Source organism: Paraliobacillus sediminis, assembly GCF_003426055.1.
On sequence record NZ_QJSI01000002.1, the window covers coordinates 70,769 to 88,628 of the forward strand.

Annotated in this window: 17 protein-coding genes and 1 other annotated feature; all 17 genes read left to right on the forward strand. The window is 34.1% G+C overall.

Annotated elements, in window-relative coordinates:
- Nucleotides 1–31 precede the first annotated feature (31 nt).
- The 17 genes from D2K60_RS06290 to dnaG all read left to right on the forward strand — a co-directional run bounded on the left by D2K60_RS06290 (nucleotide 32) and on the right by dnaG (nucleotide 17,850).
- Nucleotides 32–478: a GatB/YqeY domain-containing protein gene (locus D2K60_RS06290; protein ID WP_117169182.1), complete on the forward strand. Its 447-nt coding sequence runs from the start codon at nucleotides 32–34 to the stop codon at nucleotides 476–478.
- A 229-nt stretch (nucleotides 479–707) separates the two neighbouring features.
- Nucleotides 708–2,039, forward strand: a complete 1,332-nt coding sequence (locus D2K60_RS06295) for an NfeD family protein (RefSeq protein ID WP_117169183.1) — start codon at nucleotides 708–710, stop codon at nucleotides 2,037–2,039.
- Between the two features lie 27 nt (nucleotides 2,040–2,066).
- Nucleotides 2,067–3,086, forward strand: a complete 1,020-nt coding sequence (floA, locus tag D2K60_RS06300) for a flotillin-like protein FloA (protein ID WP_117169184.1) — start codon at nucleotides 2,067–2,069, stop codon at nucleotides 3,084–3,086.
- A gap of 26 nt (nucleotides 3,087–3,112) precedes the next feature.
- Complete coding sequence (locus D2K60_RS06305) at nucleotides 3,113–3,574, forward strand: hypothetical protein (RefSeq protein ID WP_117169185.1); 462 nt, start codon at nucleotides 3,113–3,115, stop codon at nucleotides 3,572–3,574.
- Nucleotides 3,575–3,677: 103 nt separating this feature from the next.
- On the forward strand, nucleotides 3,678–3,977 hold the full coding sequence (gene yqfC / locus D2K60_RS06310; RefSeq protein WP_117169186.1) for a sporulation protein YqfC: 300 nt from the start codon (nucleotides 3,678–3,680) through the stop codon (nucleotides 3,975–3,977).
- Between the two features lie 30 nt (nucleotides 3,978–4,007).
- Entirely contained in the window at nucleotides 4,008–5,237 is a 1,230-nt protein-coding gene (gene yqfD, locus D2K60_RS06315; protein ID WP_117169187.1) for a sporulation protein YqfD, read from the forward strand.
- 3 nt (nucleotides 5,238–5,240) lie between these two features.
- A complete protein-coding gene (locus tag D2K60_RS06320; protein WP_117169188.1) occupies nucleotides 5,241–6,197 on the forward strand; it encodes a PhoH family protein in 957 nt (318 codons plus the stop codon).
- Between the two features lie 162 nt (nucleotides 6,198–6,359).
- Nucleotides 6,360–8,489 carry an HD family phosphohydrolase gene (locus tag D2K60_RS06325; RefSeq protein WP_117169189.1) on the forward strand — a complete coding sequence of 710 codons (2,130 nt, stop codon included), beginning with the start codon at nucleotides 6,360–6,362 and terminating at the stop codon, nucleotides 8,487–8,489.
- A gap of 3 nt (nucleotides 8,490–8,492) precedes the next feature.
- Complete coding sequence (gene ybeY / locus D2K60_RS06330; protein ID WP_117169190.1) at nucleotides 8,493–8,960, forward strand: rRNA maturation RNase YbeY; 468 nt, start codon at nucleotides 8,493–8,495, stop codon at nucleotides 8,958–8,960.
- The gene (locus tag D2K60_RS06335) at nucleotides 8,935–9,312 is read left to right on the forward strand and encodes a diacylglycerol kinase family protein (protein WP_117169191.1); all 378 of its coding nucleotides are present in this window, start codon (nucleotides 8,935–8,937) and stop codon (nucleotides 9,310–9,312) included. Before ybeY ends, D2K60_RS06335 begins: the two co-directional genes overlap by 26 nt.
- 186 nt (nucleotides 9,313–9,498) lie before the next feature.
- Nucleotides 9,499–10,401 (forward strand): GTPase Era, encoded by a 903-nt coding sequence (era, locus tag D2K60_RS06340; RefSeq protein WP_117169192.1) that lies wholly within the window; start codon nucleotides 9,499–9,501, stop codon nucleotides 10,399–10,401.
- A gap of 92 nt (nucleotides 10,402–10,493) precedes the next feature.
- A complete protein-coding gene (locus D2K60_RS06345; RefSeq protein ID WP_117169193.1) occupies nucleotides 10,494–10,637 on the forward strand; it encodes a YqzL family protein in 144 nt (47 codons plus the stop codon).
- Nucleotides 10,638–10,709: 72 nt separating this feature from the next.
- Nucleotides 10,710–11,465, forward strand: coding sequence for a DNA repair protein RecO (gene recO / locus D2K60_RS06350; protein WP_117169194.1), 756 nt, complete (start codon nucleotides 10,710–10,712; stop codon nucleotides 11,463–11,465).
- 58 nt (nucleotides 11,466–11,523) lie between these two features.
- Nucleotides 11,524–11,698, forward strand: a binding site (T-box leader).
- Nucleotides 11,699–11,789: 91 nt separating this feature from the next.
- Nucleotides 11,790–12,683, forward strand: coding sequence for a glycine--tRNA ligase subunit alpha (gene glyQ, locus D2K60_RS06355; RefSeq protein WP_117169195.1), 894 nt, complete (start codon nucleotides 11,790–11,792; stop codon nucleotides 12,681–12,683).
- Nucleotides 12,670–14,763, forward strand: a complete 2,094-nt coding sequence (gene glyS / locus D2K60_RS06360; protein ID WP_117169196.1) for a glycine--tRNA ligase subunit beta — start codon at nucleotides 12,670–12,672, stop codon at nucleotides 14,761–14,763. The genes glyQ and glyS overlap by 14 nt, the downstream gene beginning before the upstream one ends.
- A gap of 16 nt (nucleotides 14,764–14,779) precedes the next feature.
- Nucleotides 14,780–15,589 (forward strand): pyruvate, water dikinase regulatory protein, encoded by an 810-nt coding sequence (locus D2K60_RS06365; protein ID WP_117169197.1) that lies wholly within the window; start codon nucleotides 14,780–14,782, stop codon nucleotides 15,587–15,589.
- Between the two features lie 443 nt (nucleotides 15,590–16,032).
- The gene (gene dnaG / locus D2K60_RS06370) at nucleotides 16,033–17,850 is read left to right on the forward strand and encodes a DNA primase (RefSeq protein ID WP_117169198.1); all 1,818 of its coding nucleotides are present in this window, start codon (nucleotides 16,033–16,035) and stop codon (nucleotides 17,848–17,850) included.
- Nucleotides 17,851–17,860: the final 10 nt, after the last annotated feature.

Below are 17,860 nucleotides of genomic sequence, written 5' to 3' on the forward strand. Positions count from 1 at the left end.
GATTTGCCTTTAAAAGAGGGTGTAGAAACGAATGTTATTAACAGAACGTCTCAACCAAGATATGAAAATAGCAATGAAAAGTAGAGATAAAGTTACACTAAGCGTTATTCGCATGGTGAAAGCATCTTTACAGAATGAAGCAATTAAACTTGGGAAAGACATGTTAACAGATGAAGAGGAATTAACCATCTTATCTAGAGAGTTAAAGCAAAGAAATGATTCCCTCCATGAATTTAAAGAAGCTGGAAGAATGGACCTTGTAGAAAAGTTGGAAGTTGAATTAGATGTTTTACAAGTATATATGCCTGAACAGCTATCGAATGAAGAGCTTGAAGAAATCGTTTTGCAAACCATAAAAGAAGTGAATGCTTCTTCAAAAAAAGAAATGGGTAAAGTGATGGGTGCGCTTATGCCGAAAGTAAAAGGTAAAGCAGATGGCACAGAAGTACAGAAATTAGTGCAAAAACACTTAACATAATTACACATTTTGTGATTTTGTGAAGATTTTATAAAGCAAATAATCCCCTATCCGTTTAGTCGTGATAGGGGATTATTTTTATTTTAAATGTTATACTATGTAAAGGCTGTCAAGGACATAAGTTCAAATCGTTAATTCTAATAGAAATACAAATCATTGATTAACAACTTTTTGAAACTTAAGTGTCGCCTAATTCGTATACATAAGTGTGAAGAAAGGGGGGATTTAAGTGAGTGTAGTTAAAACTGTTAGATATAGTATTCTAATTAGTTTACTGTTTTTTATTGTAGGAGCCTTACATACACAAGTTGTAAGTGCAGAAGAAGATGGAGATGGCAAACTGGTTTATGTTATTCCAATTGAAGCTGAAGTAGAGCGTGGTTTGGAAGCGTTCTTACTACGGACGACAACTGAAGCAATTGAAGCTGAAGCGGATCATATTATTTTTGAACTCAACACACCAGGTGGGCGTGTAGATGCTGCAACTAATATAGGTGAAATATTACAAGATTTAGAGATTGAAACAACTTCATTTATAACAGTTCAGGCATTATCAGCAGGTTCTTATATTGCACTCAACACGGATAACATTTATATGAAGCCTCAAGCAACTATGGGAGCTAGTGGCGTGATTAATTCTGATGGGTCTGAAGCTGCCGAAAAAGCGCAGTCAGCATGGTTTGAGTCTATGACTAGTGCTGCAGAATCAAAAGGAAGAGATCCACTCTATGCACAAGCTATGGCAGACAAAGAAATCGAGTTGCCAGAATATAATGCGCCAGCAGGTACTTACTTAACTTTAAGCCCCTCTGACTCAGTAGAAGTTGGCTATGCAGAAGCGGTTGTTAACCACCGTACGGAACTTTTAAGTCAATTAGGTTTATCGAATGCGACAATAGTTGAAATGGAAGTAACTTTTTCTGAAGGAGTGGCCCGATTTCTAACAAATTCAGCAGTTGTACCTATATTACTCTCGCTTGCAAGTATTGGACTAATTGTTGAGTTATTTTCTCCAGGATTTGGTATACCAGGTTCGATAGGTGTTACGTCTCTAATTTTATTTTTCTATGGACACGTAGTGGCTGGATTTGCTGGATATGAAGCGATCATATTATTAATATTAGGTATGGTATTAATTTTTGCGGAAATATTCGTTCCAGGTGGAGTAATTGGATTTCTCGGGGTTGGTGCAGTTGTGGGCTCTTTATACATGTCGACGGATAACGTAGCTCATATGAGTATGAGTATAGTGATTGCATTGGTAGTTGCAATTATTACTGCAACTGTATTGATTAAAACGATAGGTTTAGAAAAAGGATTCTTACGAAAGATAATATTGAATGATGCGACTACTACTGAAAAGGGGTATGTGTCCACTGTTACTAAACTAGAGTTAATTGGTATGGAAGGTACAACAGTGACACCTCTTCGTCCTGCTGGTACAGCACTGATCGGGAACGAACGACTAGATGTTGTATCAGAAGGTGGCTATATCGAAAGTCAACAAAAAGTAAAGGTAGTTACATCAGAGGGTTCAAGAATTGTTGTTAGACAGGTTTAATACAACAAATAATAGGAGGAAGATTATATGTTTATTTTAGGAAGTACAACTTTGGATTCATTGGGTCAATTTGTCCCATTAATCATTATCGGAATTATTATAATTGCAGTAGTGATTCTTTTTACATTTATTCCGGTAATGTTATGGGTAAGTGCGTTAGCTGCTGGTGTTAAAGTAGGTATATTCACACTAATTGGTATGCGTTTACGTCGCGTGGTTCCAGCGCGTGTCATTAATCCATTGATTAAAGCGCATAAGGCTGGTATTAATGTAGATACAAATCAGTTAGAAAGTCATTACTTAGCTGGTGGTAATGTCGACCGTGTAGTTAATGCATTAATTGCTGCACAACGAGCAAATATACCACTTGAATTTGAACGTGCCGCAGCGATTGATTTAGCAGGTCGTGACGTACTAGAAGCAGTTCAGATGAGTGTTAATCCAAAAGTAATAGAAACACCATTTATTGCAGGTATTTCGATGGATGGTATTGAAGTGAAAGCAAAAGCAAGAATAACTGTTCGAGCAAATATTGATCGCCTTGTTGGTGGTGCTGGTGAAGAAACAATTATTGCGCGCGTAGGTGAAGGTATTGTAAGTACGATTGGTAGTTCAGCAAGCCATAGTAAAGTACTAGAAAATCCTGATTCAATCTCTCAAAATGTTTTATCAAAAGGTCTAGATGCAGGTACAGCATTTGAAATACTCTCTATTGATATAGCAGATATTGATATTGGTAAAAACATTGGTGCGATGTTGCAAACAGACCAAGCAGAGGCTGATAAACACATTGCACAGGCTAAAGCAGAAGAACGTCGTGCGATGGCTGTTGCAGAGGAACAAGAAATGTTAGCTCGTGTCCAAGAGATGCGTGCAAAAGTTGTGGAAGCGGAAGCAGATGTTCCACTTGCATTAGCTGAAGCATTACGTTCTGGAAACATGGGTGTAATGGATTACATGAATTACAAAAATATAGACGCAGATACAGATATGCGCGATTCTATTGGTAAATTATCGAAGGATGATTCAGATTCAGAAGAACTATAAGTATCTATTTTGAAAGGAGAGGTCTCATGGATGGCATTTTACCCTTTCTTATGATGTTATTTGCAATTGGTGGAGGTCTAATAAGTTTATTTGGTAAAGATAAAGAAGAAAATAAACCTGTTAGAAGAGCGGAAACAGCGAAACCTATTGCACGTAACGAAGAACGACAAACTTCTAATAAACAAACAACTGCTATGGAGGATTATTCTAATAGTAAACAGGAGCAGTTGGAAAAGTTAAAGTCTAACTTAGATGTTGATCCTAATTTATATAACAAAAATGGAGATGCTAGTGGTAATTCTTTACAAGAAGTAGTGAGATTAGATAAGAAAAGCACACCAAAGAAAAAAAGATCGACAAGAATCTCATTAACAAGAAGTATTTCTAGACAAGGTTTAGCAGAAAGTATTGTTATGGCAGAAGTTCTAGGTGCACCAAGATCTAAAAAGCCGTATCAAAATAAATCATATGTGCGTAATCAAAAGTAAATCGCACTATAAAGAAGAAAAGCCTCACCTTTAAAGGTGAGGCTTTTCTTTGTTCTGATATGATTTCCAACTTCATATGTTTATAGAGGAGGAGGGTGTTTTAATGAATGAGTGGCAGAAACGTGTTGGGAATTGGTTGAGTAATCATCTGCAACTCCCTTCTGATGTTGTATTGGAATTACCTAGAATTACTACAATTGGTCAATTTCATGCTTATGTAGAGAACCATCGTGGTTTAATCGTTTTTACGGATCGGGAATTACAACTAAAGTTGAAAAAAGGGGCTTTAAAAATAACGGGGAGTAAGCTTGTGATTAAAACACTACTACCAGAAGAAATCTTAATAGAAGGCACTATAGATGCAATTATGTTTGTAGAATATAAAGATGAAAATATGAAGTGAAGTTGGAAGTTTTAATTGGGAGGAGAAAAAATGAAACAGGAACAAGGTACTTGGATTCGTGGATATTTAACCATTTATGTAATTGGCAGTAGACCAGAACTTTTCTTAGATTTGTGTGCAAGGAATGAAGTTTATGTTTGGGATATACATAGAATTGACGATCAAACATGTGTTGCTAACGTATTCCTAAAAGATATTTTAAAAATAAAGCATATAAGGAAAAAAACACGATATAAGGTGCAGTTCATAAAAAAAACCGGTCTTCCATTCACTTGGAAGAAACTTAAAAATAGAAAAGCACTTCTATTTGGTTTAATTTTAAGTATTCTTTTTGTATTTTTCCTATCTAATATGGTATGGAAAATTGAAATTGAAGGTGTCAGGCCTGAGATAGAAAAACAAATTAGAACTTCACTTAGATCGAACGGTGTTTATCCTGGTGTGTTGAAATTTTCAGTGGATTCACCAAGCAAGTTGCAACGTTTGGTTTTAGACAACAATCCAGAACTATTGTGGGTTGGTGTCAAAGAAAAGGGGACAACCTACACGTTAGAGGGTGTTGAAAAAACAACTGTGTCTGAACAAGAAGTAAAAAGTCCTAGTAATATTGTTGCGAACAAAAACGGGGTAATTGTTGATATGTATGTATCAAAAGGGAAACCTCTTGTTAAAATAAATGATTTTGTTGAAAAAGGCGACATACTAGTAGCAGGAGACTTAACAACTTTAGATGCTGTAGATGAAGAGAAAGAAGGTGAAGAAAGTGATAAGGAAGGGAAATATCGTATTGCAGCAGAAGCAGAAGTATATGCAAATACATGGTATGAATCGACTATCACGGTACCAATGGATGTTACTTACCAATCCATAACAGGTGAAGTAAATAATAAATATTATCTTGGTGGAAATAACAAGAAGCTTCCAATATGGGGTTTTTTCCAAAAAGAGTACCAAAACTCACAAGTTGAAGAACAACAAAATTCTATTTACTTTTTTCAATGGGAATTACCAATTTATTTATACAAAAAAGAAGTATATCAAGTTGAAGAAGTTGTGGAAAAGAGATCAGTAAAGCAAGCAAGGGAATTAGGAATTAGACAGGCCAAAATTGATTTACAAGAAACAGTAGGACAAGCTGCAGAAATAACAACTGAAAAAATTTTGCATGAAGCTTCCGAGAATGGTAAAGTAAAATTAGAGCTATACTTTACTGTTAAAGAAAATATAGCAAAAATACAAGACCTTTCTCAAGGAGATTAACTTATGTCAGAAACGTTACACTTGATTGATTTAGAAATTAAAGATCCAAACGAAGCGCTTAGTTTATTTGGTGCGGAAGATAAGCATTTAATTCAAATTGAAAACCAATTACAAGTCTCAATTATTACTAGAGGTGAAAAAGTTCGCGTTTCAGGTGATCAGGAGGAAATTTCGTTAATTCAAGAGATACTTGATGCATTATTAAAAGTAATCAGAAAAGGATTAGAAATTTCTGAACGTGATGTTGTGTATGCAGTTGAGTTAGCTAAAAAAGGTAAGATTGATCAATTTGAAACATTATTTGAAGATGAGATTACGAAGAATGCCAAAGGAAAGTCGATTCGGGTTAAAACTTTAGGGCAACGTAATTATGTGAATGCATTAAAGGCTCACGATTTAGTTTTCGGAATTGGTCCTGCCGGTACTGGGAAAACCTACTTAGCAGTGGTAATGGCTGTTCAAGCATTAAAAAGCGGATTAGTTAAACGCATTATTCTATCTCGTCCTGCTGTTGAAGCCGGTGAAAGTTTAGGATTTTTACCAGGTGATTTAAAAGAAAAAGTTGACCCTTATTTAAGGCCATTATATGATTCGTTACATGATGTATTAGGAACTGAACACACAGTTCGCCTGATTGAACGAGGTACCATTGAAATTGCTCCTTTAGCCTATATGCGAGGAAGAACATTAGATGATGCATTTGTGATATTAGATGAGGCACAAAACACAACCCATGCTCAAATGAAAATGTTTCTGACTAGACTAGGATTTGGTTCAAAAATGGTTGTCACTGGGGATATTACACAAGTAGATTTGCCTCGTGGCTCACAATCTGGATTAAAGGCAGTTGAATCGAGATTGAGTGGAGTAAAAGGTATTTCATTTATTTACTTGCAACAGGCTGATGTTGTGCGTCATCCATTAGTTCAGAAAATCATTGATGCATTTGAAGAGTCTTAAAGGTTAATAGTTGTAGAAATGTAGACCCATTAGTGGGTCTTTTTCTGTATATATATTACAAATGTCAATTGCAGGCAAATATATACATGAAGGTGTAATCAGTGTATGATAAAAATAAGAGAAAACATTACCGTTTTGTACAGTTGAAAAGGGGAAAGATAAATGAGAGCTCTTTGGGAGAAACTATGTCGCATTTTTCGAATTCAAAATAAGACAGTACAGATTATATTAACTTTAGTAATTATTGGATCCCTTTTTTTTGTGTTTATGATTTCTAATGTTTATACAGAAACCTATGACATAGAGCGTTTTAGTAATGCAAACGAAACAATTAGAGCGCCAATAACCATAGAAGATGCAAAGGAAACTGAACACAGAAGAAGGGAAGCCGTTCAATCTATAGAGGATAGGTATAGTATTTCTGCAGAAATTACAGAAGAAAGAATTGATTATGTCAAGGAATTATTTGATGCAGTAGGGACCGTATCGGTAAAGTCTTCTGAATCTGATGAAGAAATCCAACAATCAAATGCCGAAACAGTTCAAGATTTAAAACAGTTATTGACGCCTGAAATACTAGACGCTATTACTCAAAATACATTAGTTAATTTGGTTGAAGCTAGTGATAGTGATCGTTCAGTTGCGAAGGAATTATTAATAACTAGCTTATATGATGCTTTCAATGAAGGGATAAGAACGGAGGGAATTGAGGAGACGATTGGTAATCTAAATCAGAAACTAAGGTATTCAAGTTTAAGTAATGATCTACAAACAGCATTAATTGATATCGGAGAATTTGCTATAGTTGAGAACTCATTCTTCTCTGTGAATGAGACAATGGAAGCAGAAAATCAAGCAATAAATAATGTGGAACCTGTTATGATAAGAGCTGGAGAAGTAATTGTACAGGAAGGTCAAACGATAACGAATGAATTATATGAAAAACTGAAATTAGTTGGTTTATTAAATAGTGATCGCAATGTCTTTCCTGTGATAGGTTTATTGATTATAATACTATTATTATTAGGTTTAATTTTCTATGATATGAATGACTTTGCAAAACACCAAACATTAGACCATAGAAAGCTAATTGGTATTTCGCTTATTAGTGTTGGTGTAGTTGGTGTAATGAAGTCAGTCAGTTATTTTGCTACAAATGTAAATCAATTGTTTTTTTTGGTTCCTATTATAACTGGTGTACTTCTTTTAAAATTGTTATTCCGTGAAAAGTCGGCAATTACTTTTGCGCTTGTTTTTTCAGTTATTGGAAGTGTTATATTTAATGGACAAATCCCAGGTTCATTAAATGTGGAAGTCGGGATGTACTTTTTGTTTTCTCAATTAGCAAGTATTATATTTTTAGTGAAAATAAAAGATCGATCAGCAATTTTAAAAGCTAGTATTGGGGCTGCAATTGTAAATATATTAACTGTTCTTTTATTTCTATTTCTGTCTTACGAAAAATATGTTCTTTTGGATTATGTTGTATTTAGTGGGTATGGCTTGTCAGCAGCGTTTATTGCTTGTATATTAACAATTGGTATTTTACCATTTTTTGAATCAGAACTAGGTATCTTATCAGATACTAAGTTATTAACATTAGCTAGTCCAAATCATCCATTACTTCGAAAGATATTAATGGATGCTCCTGGTACGTATCATCATAGTGTTATGGTTGCTAATTTAAGTGAAGCAGCATGTGAGAATATTGGAGCGAATGGTCTTTTAGCAAGAGTTGCGTCGTATTATCATGATTTAGGTAAGACAAAGCACCCCCATTATTTTATTGAGAATCAAATGGGTATTCAAAATCCACATGATTACTTGGATCCAATAGAAAGCGCGGAGATTATTATAGCTCATCCATATGATGGTGCAGAAATGTTGCGGAAACATAAATTACCAAAGGAAATTATTGATATTGCCGAACAACATCACGGTACAACATTATTAAAATATTTCTTTTATAAAGGGAAAGAATCTGGAAAATCGATACAAGAATCGGATTATCGTTATCCAGGACCACGACCACGGACAAAAGAGGCTGCCGTCATTTCGATTTGTGACTCAATTGAAGCGGCAGTTCGCTCAATTCAAGAGCCATCTATGGAAAAAATTGATGAAATGATCACATCCATTATTCAAGAGCGATTATTAGATGGTCAATTAGATGAGAGTTCACTTACTTTTAAAGAGTTAGATGTTATAAAAACCACTGTAAATGAATCATTAAATGGGATATATCATTCAAGAATTCAATATCCTACTGGTAAAAAAACGAAGGAGGCATAAAACATGCATATCGATTTTCATGATGAAACAAATTCTGTAACGGAAGAGTATGTAGATCTAATCCAACAATTATTAACATATGCAGCAAAAGAAGAGGGAGTAACGCAGGAATCAGAGCTTTCTATTAATTTTGTTGATAATCGAGAAATTCAAATTATAAATCGTAATTATCGACAGATTGATCGTCCTACTGACGTTATCTCTTTTGCCTTAGAAGAAATGGGAGAAGGAGAGTTAGAAATTATTGGAGAAGATATTCCACTTATATTAGGTGATATTGTTATTTCTATTGATAAGGCAAAAGAGCAAGCTGAAGAATATAATCATGGCTTAGAAAGAGAATTAGGATTTTTAACTTTGCACGGTTTTCTGCATTTATTAGGCTATGATCATATGAAAGAAGTGGATGAGAAAAAAATGTTTGCAAGACAAGAGGAGCTTTTAAATGGCTTCGGATTATCAAGGAAATAAGCGTAGTAAAATGGGGCTAAAGCATGCAATAAACGGAATAAAATATGCGGTGCGATCAGAAAATAATATGAAGATACATTTCGTAATTCTTTTAATAGTAATAGTCCTTGGAGTGGCTTTTCGACTATCAGGTGTAGAATGGATGCTATTATCTTTAACAATCGGTAGCGTGTTAATTTGTGAGTTGCTTAATACTGCTGTCGAAGATTTATTGGATTATTTAGCACCAGAAATTCATCCAACTGTAGGGAAAATAAAGGATCTCACTGCTGGTGCGGTATTGATTGCAGCTCTAGTATCAATTATTGTTGGATCACTTATTTTCATACCGAAAATATTATCTCTATGGTAACGATTCGTGTACTACTTTTTAAACGATTGTGACCATAAATGACATTTTTCGCGCCTTATGCGATTTGTTGTTGGAATAGCTGTTGATTTTTTATTAAATTAGAGCTTTTGTCGAAAATGTGAAATAAATTCAAATATATAGTAAAATAATTGTAGTAATATTTTTACGGACTAATGGAGGAACAACATGGAAAAAGCATATAAATCTGGTTTTATAACAATAGTAGGTCGGCCGAATGTTGGTAAATCAACATTTATGAATCGCGTTATTGGACAAAAGATCGCAATTATGAGTGACAAAGCACAAACAACTAGAAATACGATTCAAGGTGTTTTAACAGAGAAAGATGCGCAATTTGTATTTATAGATACACCAGGTATTCATAAGCCTAAGCATCGGCTTGGTGACTTTATGGTTAAGATTGCACAAAATACGCTAAATGAAGTTGATATTGTCTTATTTATGATTAATGCGGAGGAAGGTTTTGGAGCAGGAGAGAAGTATATTCTCGATCGTTTAGAAAATGTGGAAAGTCCAGTTTTTTTAATTATTAATAAAATTGATAAAGTACATCCGGATGAATTGTTTTCAATAATCGATAAATATAAGGACAAGTATGACTTTGCGGAGATCGTACCTATATCCGCATTAGAAGGTAATAATGTGGACCATATGCTGGGAGTGCTTAAAAGTTACTTACCTGAAGGACCACAATATTATCCAGAAGATCAAGTAACAGATCATCCGGAGAGATTTATTATTAGTGAGTTAATTCGGGAAAAAGCATTGCAACTAACACGTGAAGAGATTCCGCACTCAATCGCAGTAGTAATTGAGGATATTATAGAAAAAGATGATGAAAAACTACGTATACAAGCTGTAATCATCACGGAAAGAAGTACACAAAAAGGTATTATTATCGGTAAACAAGGCTCGATGTTAAAACAAATTGGTAAAAAGGCGAGAATAGATATTGAAACGTTATTAGGAACAAAAGTTTATCTAGAATTATGGGTAAAAGTTCAAAAGGATTGGCGAAATCGCCCGCAAAGCCTAAAGGAATACGGATTTAGTCAAGATGACTATTAATACATGGTAAATATTTTAACACATGCTTTAATTAGACTGGGCATTCTATTAGTAGGCACATATTTTATTACATTAGAAAGGCGGGGTTTCTTGTGGTCGACATATCTTGGAAAGTATTTAGTCAGACAGGAAACATTGAAACCTATTTATTAATGAAGGAATTGGAAACTGTCTATCATCAAAGTGGAACAGAACCTGATAATGAAGCAATACAAGAATATGATAATCTAATTTAGATTTATATTTTGTAAAGTGATTAACTTTAATGTAATTCGTAATTAATTTGCCTTAGGGGATTGGTGAATATAGTGTTTGAAAAAATAGAAGGTGTTATTTTACGGACACAAGACTATGGTGAAACACATAAGCTTGTTACCATATTTACAAAAGAAAAAGGCAGAGTAACCGCAATCGCCCGTGGTGCTAAAAAAACCAAAAGTAGAATGGCTGCGATAACGCAGCCATTTATTCTTGGGACATTTCTAATGCAGGGTGGTTCAGGGTTAGGAACACTCCAACAGGGAGAAGTTATTCTTTCATATAGGAAGATCAGAGAAGATATTATTAAAACAGCTTATGCAAGTTATATCGCTGAATTAACGAATAAGTTAATTGATGAAAAGATTGCCGATCCATTTATCTATAAACAGTTTGTTCTTAGCCTACAAGCTATAACGGAAGATAAAGATCCAGAGATCATAGCAATGATGTATGAATTAAAACTATACAAAAAGGCTGGTTTTGCTCCGATACTACAACAATGTGCACATTGTGGTCAAAAAAATGATACCTATCCCGCATTTTCTGTACAAGAAGGTGGCCTCATTTGTCAAAGATGTATAATGGTTGATATAGAGGCAATAACAATATCTAGTACAATTGTGAAATTACTACAAATGTTTTCGGTTGTTGATATAGAACGAATTGGAAATATTTCAGTTAAAACTGAAAACAAAAAATTAATGTACGCATTAATGGAAACCTATTATGATCAGTACGGTGGTTATTTTATTAAATCAAAAAAATTCTTGAAGCAATTAGATCTTTTTGCGGATACAGAATAAACCTAGTATAGTTGACAAAAAGCTGAAATTACATTATGATTTCATTATCAATTAGACAAGTTATGCTAAGATAGAGAGTAGTACTTTTATTATATCTGTAAAAGCGAGTCCAGGCCGGTGTAAGCTGGATATAGGTAATTGAAAGGAAGGCACTCTGGAGCATTGTAATAAAAAAGTGGCTATTTGAATTTAAATAGCAAATAGGGTGGAACCGCGGAAATCCCGTCCCTATGTCTCAATATTTTTGAGACATAGGGACGGGATTTTGCGTGTATTTTCAACGTATTCTGTATTTGAGAAATTAATGAGATGGAGGGTAAAATAATGAATGTGCAAGAAATGATTTTAACGTTACAAAAACACTGGTCAGATCAAAATTGTATTCTAATGCAAGCATACGATGTGGAGAAAGGTGCGGGTACAATGTCACCTATGACCTTACTAAGAAGCCTAGGTCCTGAACCTTGGAATGTAGCGTACGTAGAGCCTTCAAGACGTCCTGCAGATGGACGTTACGGACAAAATCCAAATAGACTTTATCAACATCACCAGTTTCAAGTAATTATGAAACCGTCACCTGATAATATTCAAGAACTGTACTTAGAATCACTTGAAAAGTTAGGGATAGATCCACTTAAACATGATATTCGTTTTGTGGAAGACAATTGGGAAAATCCGACACTTGGAGCTGCGGGTCTAGGTTGGGAAGTTTGGTTAGATGGTATGGAGATTACGCAATTTACTTATTTTCAGCAAATTGGTGGAATGGAAGCAAAACCAGTGGCTGTAGAAATTACATATGGTTTGGAACGCCTTGCATCATATATTCAAGATAAAGAGAATGTGTTTGACTTAGAATGGACTGATGGTGTGACAGTTGGAGATATTTTTTATCAACCAGAATTGGAACATTCAAAATATACCTTTGAAGAATCAAATACAGATATGTTGTTTGAACTATTTACAACATATGAACAAGAGGCAAAGCAAACAATGGAAAAGGGATTGGTTTTTCCAGCCTATGATTATGTATTGAAATGCTCACACACATTTAATTTACTAGATGCTAAAGGCGTAATTTCTGTAACGGAAAGAACAGGTTACATCGGACGTGTTCGGAATTTAGCTCGTGCTATTGCTAAACTTTATGTAGAAGAAAGAGAAAAATTAGGTTTTCCAATGTTAAAAAAGGAGGGAAAACAAAATGAAAACAACTAACATATTATTTGAGGTTGGTCTTGAAGAAATGCCAGCGCGTTTTTTAGATGCAACAGAAAAACAATTACAAGATAGTACCGCTAAATGGTTAGCTGCTATTCGATTACCTTATCAAAAAATCACAACATATGTAACACCAAGAAGATTAGCAGTTGTTATAGAACAACTTGCAACGAAACAAGCTGATATAGAAGAAGAGGCAAAAGGTCCAGCAAAAAAAATTGCTCTCGATCAAGAAGGTAACTGGTCAAAAGCGGCGGTCGGGTTCTCAAAAGGTCAAGGAAAAGATTTGGACGAAATTTATTTTAAAGATGTGAACGGAACAGAATATGCTTATGTTACAAAATTTACTGCGGGAAAAAGTGCAAATGCGTTGCTGCCAGATTTTAAAAATGTCATTTTGAATTTAACTTTTCCTAAAAACATGCGTTGGTCTACGGGTTCATTGCGATTTATTAGACCGATTCGTTGGTTAGTAGGTTTAAATGATCAAACGATTATACCGTTTGAAATTGCTGGTGTTTCTTCATCAAATTACTCATTCGGACACCGTTTCTTAGGATCTAAGTTTGAAATTAAGGACACGATGACATATGAAACGCAATTACGCGATCAATATGTAATTGCTAATACTGTAGAGCGTAAACAGATAATTGTCGACCAGATAGCTGATTTAGAAAAAGAACAAAAATGGACAATTCCATTGGATAAAGAATTACTAGAAGAGGTAAGTCATTTAGTTGAATATCCAACTGCATTTTTTGGATCATTCAGTGAAGATTTCTTAACAATTCCCAAAGAAGCATTAATTACTTCAATGAAAGAACATCAACGTTATTTTCCGGTATTAGACCATGAGGGCGAATTGTTACCACATTTTATTGCAGTTCGAAACGGAAATGATCAATATATTGATGTTGTGACAAAAGGAAATGAAAAAGTATTAAACGCTAGACTTTCTGACGCAATGTTCTTTTATCAAGAAGATCAAAAACAGTCAATTGAAAAAAACCTTAAAAAACTTGAGCGAATGGTCTTTCAAGAAAACTTAGGTACTATTGCAGATAAAGTGGGACGAGTTGTTAAGTTAGCTGAAAAAATTACCGATATATTAGAAGTTGATCAAATAACTAAAGAAAACACTTTGCGGGCTGCTAAAATAAGTAAATTTGATCTCGTAACAAATATGGTCAATGAATTTACGAAATTACAAGGAATTATGGGAGAAAAATACGCTACTATATTTGGTGAGAATAAGCGGGTTGCTAAAGCAATTAATGAACATTATATGCCAAGATTTGCAAATGATCACTTGCCATCTTCAACTGAAGGTGCGATTGTTAGTATTGCTGATAAATTAGACACTATAGTAGGTTGTATTTCGGTTGGTATCGTTCCAAGCGGTTCCCAAGACCCTTATGGACTAAGACGTCAAGCGATGGGTATCTTGCAAATTGCACAAGATCAAAAATGGTCCATTTCAATAGATGATTTTATTACAGTTACTGAAAAACTGTACGATACTTTAGAGATCAGAACGGTTTCAAAAGAAGACGCTGATAAAAACATAGCAGAGTTTTTCCGTGGCAGAGCAGCTTATATTTTAAAAGAGGCAGGAATTGAACAAGATATTGTAGAAGCTATTCTTATAAACAAAATAGGAAACATGATGTTTACGATTAAAAAGGCAAAATTATTAACAGTAAAAAGGCAGGAAGCTGAATTTAAATCAGATCAAGAAGCGTTTGTGCGTGTTATAAATTTAGCGAAAAAAGGTAAGGATACCGGCGTGAATTCAGATTTATTTGAAAATGAGCAAGAAAAGCACTTGTACAACGTGTATGAAAAAGTTAAAAGTAATTATCAAAACCAGATGGAATCATTTGAAGCTACTGACGCGATGGAAACCTTATTAGCTTTAACTGAACCGATTCATGACTTTTTTGATCATACAATGGTAATGACTGAAGATATAAAGTTAAAACAGAATCGTATCTCCTTGTTAAATAAAATTGCAGTATTAATACTTCAATTTGCCGATTTAAACCAAATTGAATGGAAACAGCAATTCACATCGTAATTATTTGGAGGGGAAAATGTTAAATAAGCAACTTATATATTTAGTATCTGATTCGGTTGGTGAGACTGCAGAGCAAGTTATAAAAGCAGCATTATCGCAATTTGTTGATGGCGAGAAGTATGAAATTGTAAGAATTCCATATATTGATAATATAACGAAACTTGAATTTGTTCTAAATAAAGCGGCTAGAGATCGAGCAATGATTGGATTTACTCTAATTAATCCAATCTTAAGACAATTTATTAAACAAACATCAATTGAATTGAACTTAGAATCAATTGATATTATAGGGCCCATGCTTGAAGCTATGGAACGTTTTTTTGAGGAGAAACCGAGACTAGAGCCTGGTTTAGTTCATAAATTAGATGAGGCTTATTTTAAAAGAATTGAAGCGATTGAATTTGCTGTAAAATACGATGATGGAAGAGATCCTAGAGGAATTGAACAAGCAGATATCGTACTAATTGGTGTATCTAGAACTTCAAAAACACCATTGTCACAATATTTAGCTCATAAAAGCTATAAAGTAGCGAATGTTCCGATTGTGCCAGAAGTAGAGCCTCCAAAAGAATTATTTGCAATACAATCAAGCAAATGTATTGGTTTGAAAATTAGTCCTCAGAAGTTAAATGATATAAGGAGAGAGCGATTAAAGTCACTTGGATTAGGGGAACAAGCTAGCTATGCAACCCATGAAAGGATTACTTATGAACTCGAGTATTTCCAGGCAATTATCGATCGAATTGGTTGTCCCGTTATTGAAGTATCGAATAAAGCCGTAGAAGAGACAGCAAATGTCATTATTCAATCTCAAACTAACTTATAAGTTGTTTGAGATTGAATCCTTGTGAAAGTATGCAACGAATTAATATACATAAAGGGAAATAACGTAAATGATGATTATAATTATATGTTTTATGCAATAATATAATCAAATAAATAGTATTTTTATTGTATGTGTATTATAATAAATGTTTGCGAAAAAAATATGGGTGTGAAATCCTCTATTTTATTACTTATTGATGCAAATAAAGAAGGAATTTAATTATTTTTGTAGAACATAAACAAATAGTCTCTTTCTTAAATAGTATAAGGCAGTCCAATGCTACGGAAAAGAGATTATGATTAAGTATGCATCATAAGTTTATTCCCCTTGAATTAGAGGTATTATAATAAAAAGTAATAAATTTAGTGATTTTTATTAAAAACATGTCGAATGTTGCAGGATTTTTACGTTTTTTATAGAATTAATAGATGATGGTGATGTATATGTCAGGTCAAATTCCTGAGGAAACAATCGATGAAATAAAAAAAGCCAATGATATTGTGGATGTAATTGGTGAGTATGTATCGCTAAAAAAACAAGGAAAAAACTTTTTTGGTTTATGTCCATTTCATGGGGAAAGCACACCTTCTTTTTCAGTCACACAAGATAAGCAGATTTTTCATTGTTTTGGATGTGGCAAAGGAGGAAATGTTTTAACTTTCGTTATGGAAATAGAAGGATTTTCATTCTATCAAGCACTTCAACAACTAGCAGGAAAAAGTGGTCATGCGTTACCTGAAAATAGTGAGCAACAATCAGATCAAGGAAATAACCAAGAAGACCAAGCTAGTTTGAAAGCATATGAATGGCTCGCTAAATTATACCATCATTTATTACGACATACAAAAGAAGGTAAACAAGGTTATCGTTATTTACAAGAACGCGGGTTTACTGATGAAGTAATCGACACCTTTCAACTTGGTTATTCCCCACAATCACGTGAGGTTATTGTTCAATTTTTAGAAAAGAAAGGGTTTCATCCACAGCAGATGGTTAAAGCTGGTGTATTAACAGCTAATGATGAAAACCAAGTCAGTGATCGTTTTAGAGGAAGAGTTACATTTCCAATTCGTAATCATTTAGGTAAAAGCATAGGGTTCGGTGGAAGAACCATTACTGAACAAGAACCTAAATATTTAAATAGTCCAGAGTCTTCACTTTTTCAAAAAGGTAAACTGCTTTACAACTTTGATTTGGCAAGAAGTGCTATTCGTAAACAAGGACAAGCAGTTTTATTTGAAGGATATATGGATGTAATTGCAGCGCATCAAGCCGGGATATTAAATGGAGTAGCTACCTTAGGTACGTCGATAACAGAGCAACAAGCAAGGCTGTTAAAAAGGTATGTTGAACTCGTTACTATTTGTTATGATGGTGACCGTGCTGGTATAGAAGCATCGTATAAAGCTGCTAAATTATTGCGACATATAGGATGCAATGTAAAGATCGCAAGTATTCCGAATGGTTTGGACCCAGATTCATTTATAAAAATGTATGGTGCTGAACGTTTTCAACAGGAGGTACTTGATGGAAGTAACACATATATGACATTTTTAATGGAGTATATGAAGAAAGATTTCAACCTTAACTTAGAAGGAGATCGCATTCAATATATTGAAAAAGTGATAGATGAAATAGCAACAATTAATCGTCCGATGGAACAAGAACATTATGCGAAGGAGATTGCTAAACAGTTTAGTTTATCACTTGATACAATATTAGATGAAATCCAGCAGCGCAGGAAAAAGTTAGGGATAAAGGATAACCGTAAGGCAACTAGCCATACTAAAAGCACAGAAATATATAAGCGGAAAAATAAATTACTTCCTGCTTTTCATAATGCAGAAAAACAATTGATTGCTTATATGCTATACGATTCTTCAATTGCTGAAAAAGTAAAAGAAGAATTAGGTGCTTCTTTTACTGTGGACTCACATAAAATTATTGTGACACATTTATATGCTTACTATGAAGAAGGTTACGCACCTGATATTAGTCATTTTATCGAAAAAATTATAGATCAGTCGACTAAAAATCATATTGTGGAAATTGCAATGGAACCAACGAATTCAGATATTAGTGATAAAGAAATTAATGATTATATCAGAATTATTCGTGCAGAACAAGAGGATAAGGTAACCATACGAGGTTTGAAAGAAGAACAAAAGAAAGCGGAAATACAACAAGACTTTGTTAAAGCAGCACATATTGGTATGGAGATTATGGAGATTCAAAAAAAACTTAAAAATGCTAGTCATTGATATAGTGAGT